11 protein-coding genes are annotated in these 17,101 nt (G+C 68.2%); 7 read left to right on the forward strand and 4 right to left on the reverse strand.

Annotated features, from left to right (window positions below; translation table 11 throughout):
- The coding region (locus tag ACFY8W_RS37820; protein WP_391115718.1) for a GIY-YIG nuclease family protein at window positions 1-219 on the forward strand (219 nt) is incomplete at its 5' end.
- 119 nt (window positions 220-338) lie between these two features.
- On the opposite strand, the gene ACFY8W_RS37825 is transcribed toward ACFY8W_RS37820, so the two are convergent.
- Together ACFY8W_RS37825 and ACFY8W_RS37830 are read right to left on the reverse strand one after the other, a co-directional pair.
- A complete protein-coding gene (locus ACFY8W_RS37825; RefSeq protein ID WP_391115719.1) occupies window positions 339-1,793 on the reverse strand; it encodes a DUF2971 domain-containing protein in 1,455 nt (484 codons plus the stop codon).
- Between the two features lie 180 nt (window positions 1,794-1,973).
- Window positions 1,974-4,490, reverse strand: coding sequence for a hypothetical protein (locus tag ACFY8W_RS37830; protein ID WP_391115720.1), 2,517 nt, complete (start codon window positions 4,488-4,490; stop codon window positions 1,974-1,976).
- 639 nt (window positions 4,491-5,129) lie between these two features.
- Here ACFY8W_RS37830 and ACFY8W_RS37835 point away from each other — a divergent pair.
- Window positions 5,130-5,306 carry a hypothetical protein gene (locus ACFY8W_RS37835; protein WP_382548707.1) on the forward strand — a complete coding sequence of 59 codons (177 nt, stop codon included), beginning with the start codon at window positions 5,130-5,132 and terminating at the stop codon, window positions 5,304-5,306.
- Between the two features lie 188 nt (window positions 5,307-5,494).
- Here the strand turns inward: ACFY8W_RS37835 and ACFY8W_RS37840 are convergent, their stop codons facing one another.
- Window positions 5,495-9,823: an AAA family ATPase gene (locus ACFY8W_RS37840; protein WP_391115721.1), complete on the reverse strand. Its 4,329-nt coding sequence runs from the start codon at window positions 9,821-9,823 to the stop codon at window positions 5,495-5,497.
- Window positions 9,824-9,976: 153 nt separating this feature from the next.
- Between ACFY8W_RS37840 and ACFY8W_RS37845 the strand changes: the two genes are divergently transcribed.
- From ACFY8W_RS37845 to ACFY8W_RS37865, 5 genes are all read left to right on the forward strand, one after another.
- The gene (locus ACFY8W_RS37845; RefSeq protein WP_391115722.1) at window positions 9,977-10,834 is read left to right on the forward strand and encodes a hypothetical protein; all 858 of its coding nucleotides are present in this window, start codon (window positions 9,977-9,979) and stop codon (window positions 10,832-10,834) included.
- An 807-nt stretch (window positions 10,835-11,641) separates the two neighbouring features.
- A complete protein-coding gene (locus ACFY8W_RS37850) occupies window positions 11,642-12,829 on the forward strand; it encodes an ABC-three component system protein (RefSeq protein WP_391115723.1) in 1,188 nt (395 codons plus the stop codon).
- 48 nt (window positions 12,830-12,877) lie between these two features.
- Window positions 12,878-13,363 (forward strand): three component ABC system middle component, encoded by a 486-nt coding sequence (locus ACFY8W_RS37855; protein WP_391115724.1) that lies wholly within the window; start codon window positions 12,878-12,880, stop codon window positions 13,361-13,363.
- A gap of 4 nt (window positions 13,364-13,367) precedes the next feature.
- Window positions 13,368-15,320: a DUF3732 domain-containing protein gene (locus ACFY8W_RS37860; RefSeq protein WP_391115725.1), complete on the forward strand. Its 1,953-nt coding sequence runs from the start codon at window positions 13,368-13,370 to the stop codon at window positions 15,318-15,320.
- Window positions 15,321-15,507: 187 nt separating this feature from the next.
- Window positions 15,508-15,819: a hypothetical protein gene (locus ACFY8W_RS37865; RefSeq protein ID WP_391115726.1), complete on the forward strand. Its 312-nt coding sequence runs from the start codon at window positions 15,508-15,510 to the stop codon at window positions 15,817-15,819.
- 84 nt (window positions 15,820-15,903) lie between these two features.
- On the opposite strand, the gene ACFY8W_RS37870 is transcribed toward ACFY8W_RS37865, so the two are convergent.
- Window positions 15,904-16,530, reverse strand: coding sequence for a hypothetical protein (locus tag ACFY8W_RS37870; protein WP_391115727.1), 627 nt, complete (start codon window positions 16,528-16,530; stop codon window positions 15,904-15,906).
- Between the last annotated feature and the right edge of the window lie 571 nt (window positions 16,531-17,101).

Here is a 17,101-nt window from a genome sequence, read left to right on the forward strand (position 1 = left end):
CACGCCCTGATCTTCAGCAAGGACGCCGTCGGCCTCGAAACCCGCCTCCACCAGGAGTTCGCCGACCGCCGCGTCAACCGCGTCAACAACAGGAAAGAGTTCTTCTACGTCACCCCCACCGAGGTACGCACTGCACTGGAACGCTTCGCGGGAGAGCACCTGGTGGAGTTCACCGAGACCCCGCAAGCCCTCGAATGGCGTGCCAGCAAGACAGGCTGACCCGGACGGGACGCGTCATGGCCGAGACAGCACCCGAGATCACGACGGTGATCCACGGGCCGTCCCCACGGCAGCCACGTGACGTCGGTCTTCCCAGATGCCGTCCTGGGAGGCACGCCTCAATGCGCGTCCTCGCCAGGTCCTTGCACTGTGTTGCCGTCCCGGGCCTGGTCGAACAGAGGGCGGGCGTCGCGTGTAGCAGCGCTCAGCGCACCCAGGAGAGCCTCCACCACGGCAGAGGCACCGGAGGCGTCCACCTCTTTCCGGTCGCACCAGACTTCGTAGGGGCGATCGTCCTCGAGGGTGACCAGGCCGTAGAGGCGCAGGCGCTCACCGTCGAGGACCTGGACGGCTGCCGACGCGGTCAAGATGGGCCGGTGCAGCGAAGGGGGCTTTACCCCGCAGTGGAAGCCGCGCTGGTAGTGGATGGTCTCTCCCGGTACACCGGGCTGGCGCGCTCGCTCGTCCTCGGGGATGGCTGCGACGCCCGGCGAGACGGGGCCGGCCTGCGTTCCGGGCCACAGTCCCAGCTCGGCTTCCAGCGCCGAGAGGCCTTCCTGGAGCTGCTCCAGCGGCGCGCGGGCGAGTACCACGGCATCTCGGTGTTGTGCCGCAGCTTCACTCTCTGCTTTTTGCAGGGCGAGGAAGCGCTCGGCCAGTGAGCCCTCTCGCCGGCCGGGAGGCATCTGGCCATGGCTCGGCCGGGAGGCGGGAGGGAAACCCTCGAAGGGGGCGAGGAAGAGTCTGCGGTGGTGGTAGCGCAGTTGCCGCACTTCAGCCCTCGGGTAGTTCTCAAGAGCCGCTTTGAGGGCCGGCATGTCTTCCTCGGAGAACCGGGGGCCCAGGATGACGCCGGTGACGGCATCGCGGATGTCGACGAAGTCGTAATCGCCGGACTGGTTGAGCAGGATGAGGCGGTACTCGGCTTCGTAGGACCAGGCGCTGTGCTTGCGGAAGTACAGCGGGCCCTTGTTGGCCTCGGCGTAGGCCAGCGCCACGGCGTCCGCACCGAACTCTGAGACCTGTCTGCGGTCGATGCTGCTGGTGGTGGAGGGCCCGGTTTGGCCGTTCAAGTACTGGACCGGGGCGTGGAAGGCGAGGGCTGCCGGACCTGCGTGGCGCAGAAAGGACTCGACGAGCTTGCCGTGGTCCAGTCTGAGGCAGACGCCCTTGTATCCGTCGCCGTAGTGTGACCACAGCGCGAGAAGGGCCCACCCGCGGCGTGCGTCAGGGTTGCCGATGTCTGCAGAGGTGGTGAAGTCCCTTGTCAGGCATCCGACTTTGGCGTTCAGACGGAGGTGCCGATCGAGTTCTTCCCACAGGGCGGAGCTTGCGCTGAAGTCATCCCCTCCAGGGCCGCTGAGCGTCGGATGCAGCGGCTCCGTTTCCCACAGATCGTTGGTCCTGGGATAGGGCGAAAGGCGCAGCTTGCCGCCGGCCAGAATGATAGATGCAGCATGCGCGTTCGTGTAGTGGAAGAGGCTCTCGGTGGGGCTCCAAGGAGCCGTTGCCATCTCCAGTTCATCAAGGGACTCGAATGGAAACGTCGTGGCCAGGGGATGGTCCGCAGACATGACGGCTCCTTTCCTCATCATCGGATCTGGGAGACATCACCCTATCCCTGTTCTCGTCATCATGACGAGAACAGGGATAGGGTGATGTCTCCCAGTGGAGCTGACAAGGCGCACTGCCGCCGTAGCGAGGCGCGGCAAGCAGGCGGTGTGCACGAGCTCGCGGCTGCTGGCCCGCTCATCTCACCAGGGGGGTGCGGCGGTCCCCTGCGCGGTCAGGCCGTTGGCCAGCAGCGCCCTCCAGGTGCCGTCGGGATCGTCACATGCCCGTTTCCCGGCCAGAATCTCAAGAGGCTCCCTGTCGCCGGTGTCAGCGGCGATCCGGGCGAGGAATTCGGCCTGCGTGTGTTCTCCGGCGGCTTCCAGACGCATGGCGAGCATGCCGGGAGCCCAGGGCATGCCCGCTTCGTAGGCGCGCCACAGCAGCGGCAGCGCCATCTCGTCGCTGCGTCTTTCTGCCAGCTGCCGCACGACCGAGGTTCCGAGGGAGGCGGCCGCCTGCCAGGCCAGCCGTTCGGCCGTGTCGAAGCTGCCGGCCTTCTCCCGCTCCCTGATCAAGTTCCACAGCGGCTGTGTGTAAGCACCGGCGGCGGCGCGCAGCGTCCACTGGTCGGCTTCCTCCGTAAGGCCGGCGTTCTCCGCGTCCTCGACCAGGGCCGCATAAGCCTGCGCGATGCCCGCGGCAGCCGCGCTCTTCAGCAGGGCCTGCGCCTGGGCCCGGTCGGCGCTCGCATCGTGGCGGGCGCGGTGGGCCAGCGTCCACACAGCCCACAGCTCGCCCTCGGCTGCCTTCTCCCTGACCAGCGCCTCACCATCGCTTCCTTCTCCCCGCTTGTGCAGGCGGCGGATGAGCATCTCCAGGGCCCACCGGTTTCCGCCGTCAGCGGCGCTGCGCAGTTCGCTGTCACCCGTCTGCTCGCCCTCGACCGCGTCGAGGAGGGCCACGAGCTCACGCAGAGCCCATGTCTCACCCGCGGGCATCGGCAGCCTGCTGGGGCTGATGAGATCGGTGAGGCCCTGCAGCCGGGCCAGGAGATCGATGAGGCCGCTCTGCGGGGAACGGAGCCGGCGCCGGCGTTCCATCACGGCGACGGCATGACGGTAGTACCGGACTCCGTCCGCAGGCCGTGCCTCGGCGGCCGCCTTCTGGGCAAGCAGCTGCAGCGGCCGCGTCTCACCGCAGGCGAACGCTTCCATGGCGGCCTCCTCGGCTTCCGCCGCTGTACCGGACTCGGCGGCGAGAAAGGCGAGTTCGCGTGCTGCTTTGCAGTCTTTGGCCGCTTGCAGGATGCGACGGGCGCGGTCAAGGTCACCGCTGACCCGAAGGTCACTTGCATACGCATGCAGCACCTCCGTATCACCGCACCGGGCCACCTCGTCATACCAGCGGGCAGCCTCGTCAAGCTGTCCGTCCTCCGCCAACGCCCTGGCAAGAATGAGCTGAGCGGCCGGCATACCCTTGTCCGCTGCCTCTCGCAGCACCTGTTCGGCGCCTGCCAGGTCCGCTGCGTCTACCAGCTCCCGCAGGTATTCCTCGAGAACTTCCACGTGTCCTGCGAGGGCTGCCTGCCGGCGCACGCGCGTAGCTTCCTCGGGTCTGGCGCGCTCCTGCCACAGCCACGCCAGTTTCAGAGCGGAACGCGTGTCACCGCTGTCGAGGACTTGCTGGTAGAGCAGCGCCGCGTCCTGGTCACGCCATCGTGCCTGAGCGGCCCTGGCCAGCGACGTCAGTGCCTGGGGATCGACCAGATGCCGGCGCGCCGCCTGCCAGAACGATGCCGGGGGAGCGGCGTACCGACGCTCCCTGCGACCGGCCTGGTCCAGGTAGTCGGCCAGCAGGAACCGGGTCGTGCCGTCGGAGGCACCCGGTCGGGCGTGGACCGGGCTGAGCATGCCCCGCACGCCGCGAAACGGCGTCGCCACGTAGGCAAGGGCCTGCTCGAACCAGTCCTCGCCCAAAGCCTCGTACTCGCTGTCGCTCAGGTACCCGTCTGCGGCGGCCTCCAGGAAACCCTGTGGTATCCGGGGCACCCCGCCGAGGCGGGAGAGGTCCATGGCGGCCCGGACCAGCGCGGCCGCACCAGGCGGAGCCATGCGATACCGGTCGGTCAAGGCAGGAGCACCAGCCAGATACTGGGTGATCTGGCCGTCCGCCGCCCGCTCCATCGCCTCGGTCAGCCGCGGATCGTGGGCACCGACCGCACGTATGTCGTCCCTGACGGCCTGGTCGAAGGAGGAAGGCACGTGGACGGCCCGGCCGACAAGCAGCTCACGCGCCTGCGGATAGCGGTCGGCACCGAAGGGACGGTCGGCCATCAGGGTCCAGTGCTCCGGCCAGACGGTCGCCAGGATGAGGACAGGCCCACGCTCTGGATCCTGAAGCAGCGCGCGCAGCCCCGCTGCCACCCGCTCCGCCTCCTCGCCGGCGCTTTCCCCGACGTACCGCTGAAGCTCGTTGAGCCAGATCGCGGTGCGCGGCGCAATGCCTTCTTCCAGGGCATCGACCAGCGCCTTGGCAGGCGTCGGGTCGAGCGGGTGCCACAACCGCCACCCTGCCGGAAGCTCCCGCACCGCCTCCCAGCATGCCCGGGTCTTGCCGGACGACGAACCCCCGACCAGAACCACCATCCCGCTCGACCCGGCCCCCGCCCGCGCCACCACCTGCCGCACCGCTGCATCGTGCGCCCTGCGCACGTACAACGGCAGCGCTCCTCCTCTGTCGGAAGCTGCCACGGCCGAGGGGTGTACTTCCCACTCGCTGCAAGCGTCGGCAGCCTGAAGGGCCGAAACGAGCGTTCCCCGTCCCCCAGAGGCGGCCAGGGACTCGGCTGTCACCACGCGGGGGCGAGGCGGACGCCCGCCGCGCAAAGCCCGCTTCTCCGCGCGGGCCTCCTCCCACAGCTTTGTCCATGAGACGTCGGGGACCGGCTCACCTCCCCTGCGGGCCAGTGCCGTGAGGTGTCCGAAGAGGAACCCGACGGCTGCCGGGTTCGAAGGAACGCTCTCTCCCTTCAGCCAGGCCCCCAACGAAGACGTGCTCAGCGCAACAGGCGGAGCCTGCTGCCGCCCAGCACGCACCAGTGCTTGGAGCGTCGGCTTGCCCGCCTTCAGATGAAGACCGTTCCAGCACGCCCGCGAACTTCTGGGCCGCCGTCCGCCCCTGCATCCACCACCCCATCCGGCCCGCACACCGCCGGAAAACCTCTCATGCGGGCCCTGACCAGCGTAGACGCTCACCAGCGGCGCGAGCACACATCGCCGGAAACTCCCCGGACGAGGCCGAATCACCTCACCACACCCCGCCACGAACGGCGGGGTCAACCCGTGAGGAGACCCACCGTGCTCACCCTGCTCGAACTGATCAACGAGCCCATCAGCACCACTGTCATCGCCACCCACGGCCTGACCGTCGTCACCGTCGCCCTGCTGGCGGTTTTCGACCCGTCCGCCGAGCGCCGGAAGGAGGCCCGCCTGGTCCTGGCCCTGCTGCTGGGCCGCGACCGAGACGACCGGTGACGCAGAGCAGGTGCCGCCGATGCCCGGAGACGGACGTCGACGGCACCTGCGTCCGGCGGCCAAGATTCACCGCGTGGCGATCCGCCCTGCGCGGGTTAAGGACACCGAGCAGCTGACCGCTGGAAGTTCATCGGCGTGCTCCGTCATCGAGGCCGGCGCCTCACACCCGCCGAGACGAGGCAGGTCTTCTACGGCACGCCGTGTCCAGAGTTCCATTGGACAGAGGCATGCCCGGCAGGTCCGCTGATGTGCAGCATGTTGTCCGGCCCTGTCGTCTGTGTGATGTGCGTGACCGGTGCGGCGGTCAGCACGCAGTGCACCAGCTCACCGCTCGACGGTTCCCACAGGCGCAGGCCCGTACCGTTGCCGGTGGCCACCAGCCATGTTCCGTCGTCCTGACGTACCGGGATGATCGCTGTGGTCAGCGGGGTGTCGATCCGCCTGGCCGGCTTCCAGGTGCCCGGAGCGTACAGGGTCACCTCTTTGCCGCTGGCGACGGCCACCACGGGAGCGTCTCCCGCTACGGGAACGACGCAGGCGCCCCGGCCCGCGGGTGGGGTGAGTCTGGCTCTCGTGCCCGTAGAACTGTCGGCCGCATTCCATATGCTCATGTGTCTCTTGGTCACGCCGATGACTTGAACGCACGCCGTCGGTGACGGATATGCCGCCAGGTTGGTGATCTTGTCCTGTGCCGAAGGCTGCAGGAACCAGTGCTTCCCGGTGAGCAGGTCATGTCCCCACAGGGCGGTACCGTGCGCGATGAACAAAGCGGGCTGGCCGCTGTTGAGCCTGGCTCCCAAAAGCATCACGCCCCACATGGGTGTTCCCACGATTTTCTCAACGAGTTTTATCAGTGGCTGCCACAGCACCACGCCCTGCCCGTGCGCCACGGCCACCGCAGGCCCATTGCCCAGGTCCGGCACTCCTTCCACGCACCGCACCGGCGGCGGGCATTCCAGATGATCAAGCCGCTGACCGCTGACCGGATCCACCAGGGACACACCGCCGTCCTGTGCCACTGCCAGCCACTGCCTCCCGTCTGTCTCGCTGACGACCGCGCTGACCTGCGAGTGGACCTGGCCCCGGACTGCCGGCGAAGGGTGCGCCGGTGACACACCCTGCGCACGCAGCAGCGCAATCCCTGCGTCGCTGGTGGCCGCCAGCCCCCAGGAGCCGTCCTGCAGGGTCACGGCGGTGATACGAGATCCAGCAGGGCAGTCGAAACGTGCCAGCTCCAGAGGTGTGTCAGCGGCGGTGTCCCAGACCGTGACCGTGCCCGGACTCCTCAGCCCCAGTACACGGTGGCCTTCCGGCAGCGTCAGTATCACGGCCCCGTTTGCCCGTCCGGGAAGGTTGCCCCTCACTCTGCCCTCGAAGGGATCGAACAATTCGACCCTGTTCTGGCGCATCACGGCCAGCAGGTCATGACCGTCGGGCCCGGGCGCCGCGTCAATCCGAAGGGACACAGCCGACGGCAGCGCGACCGGCGTTGTCCTGCCGGTGAACGGGTCGTGCAGCATGAACTCGGCGCGATCCCTGAACAGCCGCACCATCCGGCTGGCAGGACTACGCAGCCAGGCAACCGTCTTTAGACTGCGAGAGGCAACAGCGCCGATTACCTCGCTCACGCCCTCCGAAGGACGCCACCGCACGATGTTGGATGCGCTCTCGACGGCCACCTGCCACCTGTAAGGCCCGTCCTGCAGGACCTGGACGTGGTGGGCGTCCACTCTCCGCAGAGAAGCAAGTTCCCGCCCCGACAGTGGATCGAACACGCCAGCCCCCTCCTGACCGCCGGCCACCAGGAACGAACGTCCGCTCGTTGCTTTGATGACGCTCAGGTCCCAGGTCAGCCCTGTGTCGATCTGCACGACCTTCTGTCCGCTCGAGGCGTCCCACACCGTGATCCCGCGGCGGGTGCCCGCGGCGATCAGACCGCGTCCCTCCGCGGTGGTGAGCGCGCACAGCGTGAAGACGTGCGAGTCTGCCGAAGCGACCACATTGGCGCGTGGCCGCCACTGCACCCTGACCGGAACCGTGCCGGGGCCGGCCTTCAGGCCGGCGACCGGAACGGTCGCCGGGTCCTCGACAACACCGTCCTGGCGCTCCCCGTTGCTGCAGGCCGCCAGCTGAAACCGCACAGAACTCAGCCGCGACACCGCATCGACCGACTCATCGATATAAGGCTCGATCAGCCCGGCCGCCGCCAGCACCCGGCGCTTGCCGTCCTCCACCGGCAAGGGCAGCCCCAGCCGTGCCCGCACCGTCCCCGAACTTTCCCGCGCAGCCAACGACACCGGCATGATCGAGTCGTCCAGGACGCCCCCGGCATCGGCGTGAGCCACCGTATAGCGGCGCACATAAGGATGCGGTGCCCCCGGAGCAGCCCTGCGCGCCAGCTCCGCGCAAGCCTCGGCGATCGCACGATGCCCCTGCACCAGTCCCGGCATCCCTCCGATGGCATCAGCCCAGTCCGCAGCCGTCTCCTTGTCCGGACCATAGGCAAGGTCGGCCGGGTTTCTCAGGAGAACCTCCGTCAGCCGTTGGTGGGCCGGCCGGTAGGTGACCCGGCCGTCCTCTTGGCCCGTGACGAGGTAACCCACCAGACGGCTGTGCCGCACCGTCCTGATGACGTCATCCAGCTCCTGTGCTCCCGGCGCTCCCGCGCCCAGCACCGCCGAGGCGACCGCCGGCCACACCTCCGCCCACGGCAGCCCGGAACCCTGCGCGAATGCGGTGGCACGCAGCACGGCCAGCAGCACGTCGATCCGCACCGACTGATCGAGAGCGACCTGCCGCAGGTCGCTGCTGAACAGCGCCAACGTCCCCTCCAGCAGACGCTCGCGCCACGCCTTTTCATCTGTGTCCTGCACCGCAGGCGCGCTCCGCAGCTGCGCTGCCGCCAGTCGTGCGTCAAGGAACGACGGCTCCACGGCCCGGGCGATGATGTCCGCCGCCTGTCCGGCCGCATCTTCAAGGCCGTGATAGGGGCTGCTCTCCGGCATCTGCAGCAGCGCCCGCACATAAGCGGTGATGTCCCCGACGACTCCCGGACCATCCGTACGCATCCGTGCCAGCGGGACTTCCTGCTCCACTGCGTTCGCCTGCAACAGCGTGTGCAGGACATCGAGCAGCTGATCAGCCGCCGCATCCCGCAGTTTGCCGTCCCCCGCTCCCAGAGCCGAACTGCGCATACCCAAGACCAGGCGGACAGCGGGGCTGCCATCTGCCCCCTTCAGTCTCGCCAGCGGCACCAGGACATCGGACAACACGGAACGAGGCTGCTGTGCCTCGTCGACACCGTCGACCACGACGGTGACGGGCCTTGCCAGGCGGATACCCGTATCGCCGAGCAGCGTCAGCAGCGCCTGCAGAGGGGGAGCGCTCGACACCGCCGCGCCGAACGCGGACAGCAGATCCTGCAGCAACTCCAAAGACGACTTTCCCCGGGCCACTACCGCCGCGTCCACCGATCCAAGCCCGGGACGCAGCTCCTCAGCGACCGTACTGACCACGTTCGCGAATCGGGACTCGACGGCAAAGAGAGGATCGCTGAAGGTCACCAGCCGGGCCAGCAGAGCAGACTTGCCCGACCCGGCTGCGCCCGTGACCGCCAGTACGCCCTCGCCGTCGGCGACGAACTCCACGAGCTGCCTCATCAGTGCCTGACGCCCGCTGAAGTACCAGCCCGGATCGCTCTCACCGGTGCGGCCGGAGGCCCGGTTGAGCCAGTACTGGTCCAAGGCCGGCGCCGACAGCGCCAACGGCTGCCGAGGCGCCTGCACCACCTGCTCCTCCGCAACGAAGTGCGGGTTGGGCAGACACAGGCTCGGAACATCATCGCGAGAGCGTGGCCATGCCCACACTGCCTCGATCAGACCGGGGTTCTCCCGCCCCACCGTCCTCAGCAGACTGTCCCACTCCTCGAAGGTCAGATGAGAAGCGGTAAATCCTGCGGACTCGTCTCCCGCCTTCGCCAGTGCCTTGCCCAGCAGCTCGGTGAACTCACCCACCCGCGGAGACTCGTGGAAATCCCCACTGACAACAACGGCCAGCGTCTTCAGTCGCCTTCGCGCGAGGGACAAGTCCTCCAGCAGTTTTCTCAGCTCACTGTCCAAGCTGCCGGCGAAGCAGGAGTCGACCAGCACCAGCACGTGCTCCGCCTCGCTGTCCAGCACCTGCGTGACCAGCTCGCTCGTAGGGAACGCCGTCCCCAAAAGTCGCCCGCTCGAAGTGTCCCCGAACGTCAGGTAGTGACGCCCCGAAGGGCCGCGCAGCCCGTGCCCGGTGATGTAGACGACGACCGCCTCATCCCACTCGGGCCGTGTCAGCTCCTGCTCCACCAGAAACGCCCGAAGGTCCTCGGCCGAGCCGAGCTTGGCTCGCGCAGTCTCGAACCGCCGCCCCGAATCCAGCGCCGGATCCGCCAGCCACCCGGTGACCACCTGCACCTGTTCACGGATTTTCGCGGCGAACGCCTCATCCCCGGTGAAGTAGTCATCCACCGAAACGATCACCAGCTGTCGAGGACCCCGCACCGCCACACCTGTCCCACGTTCTTGAAATCCCGCCCTTGTCCATGAACCTTAGCCACCGGCGCAGCGCCGTCTGGATACGATCGCCGCAACAAGTGGCCCTCGTGGGGCCGGGCTCGGGGGAGACACACCAGCATGCACATCGTCGGGATCCACGGCATCTGGCAGGGCAAGACCACCAGCACGACGCTCTCGGCCGAGTGGTCAGCAGCTCTCGCCAAGGGACTGCGTACCCATCACGGCCCCGCATGCCCGCTCCCGCCACTCACCGTGGCCTACTACGGGCACCTCTTCCGCCACCCAAGCCGGCACCTGAACGCAGACGAGAACACCCCCCTGGTCGACGACGACGAACCCTTCACCGGCGAAGAAGAAGCTTTCGTCCTGGGCACACTCGCCGAGTACATCCCCCCGGGAACCGACACCCAGGACATCGCGACCGAAACTCTCGGCCTGGGCATCCCCTACGCCCCCCGCCCGGTCGCCCAGGCGCTCGCCGCAGCCGACCGCACCCTGGGCCGGGGCGTGGGCCGGCACCTGCTCAAGCCCATACGGCAGGTCTACCGCTACCTCCACCACGACATCGGCGACCGCATCCGCGACGAAGTCCGCACCGAGCTCCACCGCCCCGGCCCCCGCCTGGTCATCGCCCACTCCCTCGGCAGCGTCATCGCCTACGACATGCTCACCCGGCAGGACACCGGCCCTGGCCCCGACGGCCTCACCACCCTGGTCACCTGCGGCTCCCCCCTGGGCTGGCTCACCGTGCGCCGCTCCCTGGGATGCGAAGACGGCCTCAGCCTTCCGGCAGGCATCGACTGGATCAACCTCCGAGCCGCAGGTGACATCGTCGCCCACGGCGGACTGGCATCCCTCGCCCCCGCCATCCAGGACGAAGTGGTCAACAACGGCATCGCAGAACCCCACGCCGCCCACCGCTACCTCAGCCAGCAGACCCTGGCCGGCGCCGTCACCAAAGCCGCATCCCTCTGACACCAGACGTCACAAGAACGCGGTCAAGACCGCCGAGCGGCGGCGCTGTCGGCGGCAGCCGGCCACCCGCCGCAGCGCAAGCAAGAAGCCAGCACACGCAAGCCATGACGACAGGCCTCCTGAATGGCGCAAGCAGCCGCACTCGGTGAGGCCTCTACCATCCGCCGCACTCCGCTGCTCTCCACTCTTCTGCCGTCCTCAGGGGCGACCGGACACACCCAGGCATGCACCGCGAGACGGACCTGCTGCCCGGAAAACCGCGTCAGCACCGCGAGCCGGAACAGACGCACGGACAGACCCTGCGTATCCACAGCGCCCCCAGTGACAGTCACCGCGCCACGTTGTGCACGGCATCCGCGGCCTGTCTGCTTCTCTTCCCCCCACAGCAGACAGGCAGCCAGGCGGAAACAGGAGAGCCGGATCCGGCCCGCGCGCGTATCCGCGACCCCGCCGGCCCAGACGGCCTGTGCAGGCAGTCGGCGTGCCGCGGCGGCAGAGCCTGCATGACCCATTCCACCTCGACCTGCCAGATCACGCAGTCGATGTCACCGCTGCCGCCGTCACTGCCGCCCAGGTCGTCCGGCTCCTCAGGCACGGCCTGAGCGGGAGGTTTGCGACGGCCACCGCGGAAGTGATCGGCGGTCGTGGTGGAGGCGAATCAGCACCGGTTTTTCGCGGCCCGAACATCACAGCACCGCCGCGAGATTGACGTAGCGTGCGCCCCATCGAGACAATCGTACGTAAGTTCGATCCGAGGGTGGGTATGGCGCCTGGACGCCGCGATCAAGTGGGGGGAGACTGCACGTCATGAGAAAGGGTTCGCACGGTGCTGCTCCGAACGCCATCGGCTACCAGCACCAGACCTGGTGGGCGCTGGTCGAACTGCTGCAGAGCGGTGCCGACCGGCCGGACGCGGCACTGAGTCTGGAGCTCTACGACGATGTGGCGTGGGAGGAGGAGGGGACGCCTACCGAACTCCTCCAGATCAAGCATCACATGGGGGAGCACCGGATGCTGACCGACTCCGCCACGGACGTCTGGCGCACCCTGAAGGTGTGGATGGACGAAGCCTCCCCAGCGGACGCCAACGGTCCTGCACTCGCTCTCGTCACCACCGAGACCGCCGCTGATGACACCGCCGTCGCGGCACTGCGCTCCTCCACCCGCAACGACAAAGAGGCGCTCAGGCTCCTCGAACAGGTCGCGCGCACCTCGAAGTCGCAGCTGACGCAGACTGCCCGCCAGCAGTTCCTCAGCCTTACCGGCTCCGAGCGCCTGACGTTCGTCTCCAGGATCCGGGTGATCGACCAGTCGCCTCACATCCAGGACATCGCCTCCCAGGTCAAACAGCGGCTGCACTGGGCACTGCCGCCCGGCCACGAAGACCTGTTCCTGGCCGGGATCTGGCGCTGGTGGGACGAGACAGCGCTCGCTCTTCTGCGGGGGACCCAGCGCCGCATCGACGTCGGAGACGCCCAAGCTGCGATCGCCGACATCAGAGACCAGTTCACCCGCGACAACCTGCCCACCCTCGTCGAACTCGGCGACGTCAACGCCGGCGAGCTGGAGCAGAAGTACCGCATGCACCCGTTCGTGCAGCAGATGCACTGGGTGGCTTTCCCGCCGCGCAACCTGCAAAAGGCCATCGTCGACTACTACCGCGCCTACACCCACTCAGTGCGCTGGCTCGAAGAGGACCTCATCGGCGCAGCCGAGCTGACCCGCTTCGAGAACGAACTCGTCGACGAATGGGACCGCGAGTTCGAGTGGATGCTCGACTCCCTTGACGAAGACGCCGGCGACGACGAGAAGAAAACCGCAGGAAAGGCACTACTGCGCCAGCTGCTCGGCCAGACAGGCCTGTGCGTGCGTTCGCGCTTCAACGACCCCTTCTTCGCCCGCGGACAGCGGCACATGCTGGCTGAGCTGGGTAAAGTCGGCTGGCACCCCGACTTCGAGACGCGTATCGCCCAACTCCTCAAGGTGAACGCATAACGGCGCTCTGCCCTCTAACCGACCGGCCGTACACCAGCAAGGACTCGCATGACCGTCTGGGCTGACCGCCACCCGATCTCCGCCGCGATGCTCAATCCTGCTCTCATCTCGGCGGTCCTGGCCACGGCCGCCCAGGGCTACGACAAGGAGAGCGACCAGGGCATGCCCTGGGCTCTGGGATTCATCGTGGCCCCCCTGGTGCTGCACCGCCCCACACGACAAGCCCTGCCGCCCTCGACACGAACCCACCTGGCAGCCTGGGCGGGCCAGCATCCGGTCATCCGGGCCGGCTTTCCTGCCCGAGCCCAGGCCCTGGCGGAAACGGTCAAGGAAGGCACACGATTCGGCCTCGCTCACGACGCCCTCGCCCTCGAACCCGAAGGGCGCGTGAGATCTACCTTCCGCAGGCCACGCGGCTTCAAGACCCCGCCCGAGCTTGACCAGATCCTGCGAAAGGCCAGTCTGACCGGCCGCTGGCTGTCCAAAGCGGAGAGTCCTGCAACTGTCTTTGCGGTCCTGGGCGTGGCACCCTGAGCCCGTGCAACTGCTCGCGATCATTCTGTACAGCAAGTCAGGCAACCGTCAGGTCCTGGACTTCACACCCGGCGCCCTGAACGTCGTGACGGGCGAGTCGAAGACGGGCAAGAGCGCTCTGCTCGAGATCGTCGAGTCCTGCCTGGGCCGAGACACCGTGCAGATGCCGGTCGGCCCCATCACCAGCACCATCTCCTGGTATGCAGCTCTCTTCCAGCTGGACGCCGGGCGCGTGTTCGTCGGCCGCCCCGCCCCCAAGCCCGGCAAAGCCTCCACCCAGCAGGCCATGATCGTCTTCGGAGCGGACCTCGAACCCCTCGAATACGACGAGCTCGAGGTCAACGCCGACACCAACGCTGTCCGCGAGCAACTCGGGCGGCGCATCGGCATCGAGGAGAACCTCCACGAACCGCCCACCGGGTCGAGTCGGCAGGCCGTGGAAGCCCACATCGGCCACGCAGCCCTGCTCTGCCTGCAACGCCAGAGCGAGATCGCCGACCCCGGCTTCCTCTTCCACCGCCAGGGCGAGCAGTTCATGGCGCAGACCCTGAAGGACACCATTCCGTACTTCCTCGGTGCCGTTCCTCGAGACCAGGCACTCAAGCGGGCCCAGCTCGCAGCCGCCAAACGCGACGTACGGGCCGCGGACACCGCCCACCAGCAAGCCCTTCAGGCCTCCCAGACAGCCGAAGCCGGCCTGGCCTCACTGTGGCGTGAAGCATTCACGCTCGGCATGGTCCAAGACGAACAGCAGCCGGACCGCGACACGGCACTGTCCCTGCTCTACCAAGCCGTCAACGCCGGACCCGTGCCGGCCGAAGCCGACCCCGAGACGGCCACCCGCAAAAATGCCCTGACCACGCAGCGCGACGAACTGCGTACCCGCCTGAAAGCGATCACGACAGACCGCGAGACGCTTCTGCAGCAGGACACCACCGCCACCGACTACACCGGCGCCGTCCGAACCCAGACCGCACGCCTCGCCAGCCTGAACCTCCTCGACGTACCGCCGGACGCAGACGCCCATACCTCCACCGCCTGCGCACTGTGCGGATCGCTCCTGCACGAGCCCGACCCGACCGCGGCCGAGCTGCACGCAAGCCTGGCCCGCCTGACCGTGCAGCTCGAAGACGTCGAAGCCGCCCGGCCGGCCAGACGGGCAGCCCTGACCGCACTCGACGAGCAGGCCGACACACTGCGCGCCCAGATCCGAGCCACCGACAGGGCGTTGCAGGCCCTCGCCTCCTCCTTCGCCGCCACCGAACGTCTCTCCGACACCTCCCGGCACGACTTCATGCGCGGCCGCATCCACGCCAGCCTCGCGGCCCTGCCCTCCAGCACCGACACCGAGGTAGCCCGCCTGCGCAGCCTCCTGGCCACCGCCCAGGCCCGAGTCGACGCCCTGACAGCGGAACTCGACCCCAACGAAGAACGCGAACAGCTCACTTCGCGTCTCGTCGCCATCAGCCAGGACATGACGGAGTGGGCCGACAGGCTCCAGCTCGAGCACAGCGGCCAGAACGTCCGCCTCGACCTCAGCCGCCTGACTGTCGTCACCGACACCGAGCAAGGGCCGGCCCCGCTCTTCCGCATCGGCAGCGGCGAGAACTGGATCGGCTACCACGTCATCGCCCACCTCGCCCTGCACCGCTACTTCACCCGCCAGCACCGGCCCGTCCCGCGCATCCTCATGCTCGACCAGCCCACCCAGGTCTGGTACCGCTCCGAAGTCGACCAGGCATCGGGAGCATTGGAGGACGACACCGACCGCGCCGCCGTAACGCGACTGTTCCGGCTGCTCTACGACGTGGTCCGCGAACTCGCCCCCGACCTGCAGATCATCGTCTCCGACCACGCCAACCTCGATGAGCCCTGGTTCCAGGACTCTGTGAGCCACAACTGGAGAGGCGGACGCAAACTGATCCCGCAGACCTGGATCGACGAAGCCGCTCGCTGACACCAAAGCCCGGGCAGGCGGCCAGCGAAAGGCAATACTCCTGCGACCCCAATCCAGGCGGGAAGGACCGCTGCCGTCCAGCCCCCGGAGTGCATCCGGCGGGCAGACGGTGTAGGACCATCTCCGTAGGGGCGGTATACCGAGTGTGCTGAGCCCTTCTTGGGAAAGTGTCGAGGAGTTCGTTCTGATGACCCTCACCAAGGACGAGGAACTCGGCGGACTCACCACTGGCCTCCACCGATGTCTGGAACTGTGGATCCGGGCACGCCGCGCGACCCGCGCGCCGTACGACGTTCACAAAGCGCCCGACCCCGCCTTCATCTTCTCCAGGGCAGATCTGAGCCGTGCCCTGCGCCGGCAACACATCTGGGCCGGTTATCTCCCGCCGGGGGAGAGGCAACGAATCGCGGGCTCGTGGTCGCTGCCGTCAGCACCGCCTGCCGCGTCATCGCGGGCGACACCCTTCTCGTCGACCTTCACCAGACCGCTGCGTTCCTGAGGGTCTGCTACATACTCGAACTCGCGGAGCTGGAGCTCTGGCTTCACGCCACCGCCCGGGCACACGACTACGGGATGCGCTGGATCAGCTGGTGGCAGTGGCCTGATAGAGGCCGCGGCCGGCGCGGGCGGCCCGGGAGGTGGCCACGAGGCGGTCGAGGGTGCTGCGGACGGCGTTCACGGCACCCGTCGAGGAGTCACGGCCGAGTGCCTGAGCGACGTCCCGCGCGCGCATCGGCGTTTCCGGCGTGCGGGCGAGAACGGCGATCACCTGCTCGGTGAAGCCGGCAGAGTCCTTCGCAGCGGGTGCGGCCTTCCGTGACGCGGCCGTGACGCGAGGCTTCTTCGCGGAGGATCGTTCCTTCCTCCCGGTGGCCTTGGCGGGCGTCCCCTTACGTTCGCTGGCCGTGCGTGTGACCGCGGCCTTGCGGGGCGCGGGAACCGGACCGGCCTCCTGCACTGTCGTCGCCTGGACCGCGGTCTCGTCCTCCACCTCAGCCGGTTCAGGCGTGGCCCGCACCGCCTGAGGGGCGGGGGTCTCGGCCAGGGCGAGCAGGGCTGTCAGGGCCGTACGGACCGACAGGACGCGCTCCGAGACCGCGGCCAGCTCCTTCTCGAGTTCCAGCTGAAGCTGCTCCAGCTGAGGAAGCTCTTCCTGGAGCGCCGCGGTCGTCGCGTCGATGCTTTGGACGGGCGTAAGGGAAGAAGACACGAACAACTCCTTGAAAGTGGGGGGACCGGAGGCACAGAAACCGGCCATCTGATGTGCAGGGTACGGGTTCCTGGGCAGCACACGAGTGGTACGTCCCGTACCCCCGCGTGGGCGAGACACACTGACCGGCCCTGGGTGCGACGCCGGCCGTCTCGGCAGGCACGGTTCCACCCGGAATGCTGGGCTGCATGAAGAGGCTCCTCCAGGCGGCGTAATACCAACGCCGCCTGGAGGAGCCTGACAGGAGAGGTCCCAACCGGCGGCAATACGTGCCGGGCACGGCTCTGCCGAAGCCGCAGTGCGACGGCCCTCGCCCGCAGGCCTTCGGTGGCAGCCAGGACGCCGTTTTGCGCCGAATCTTGAGATCGGTCTTCCTCCCGGCCACCTGCACGGCATGATCGCGCGGGAAATCGAGGGCGGGGCACCGGGCGGTGCCGGGGGAGGGGAGTGGACGGGTGAGTGTGGACAGGTTCCGGTTCAATCCGCCGCCGAACTGGCCCCTGGTCCAGGGCTGGGTCCCTCCGGCGGGCTGGCAGCCCGACCCGTCCTGGCCGCCGCCCCCTCCCGGCTG

This window comes from Streptomyces sp. NPDC012637 (assembly GCF_042954805.1).
In the GTDB taxonomy this organism is placed as follows: domain Bacteria; phylum Actinomycetota; class Actinomycetes; order Streptomycetales; family Streptomycetaceae; genus Streptomyces.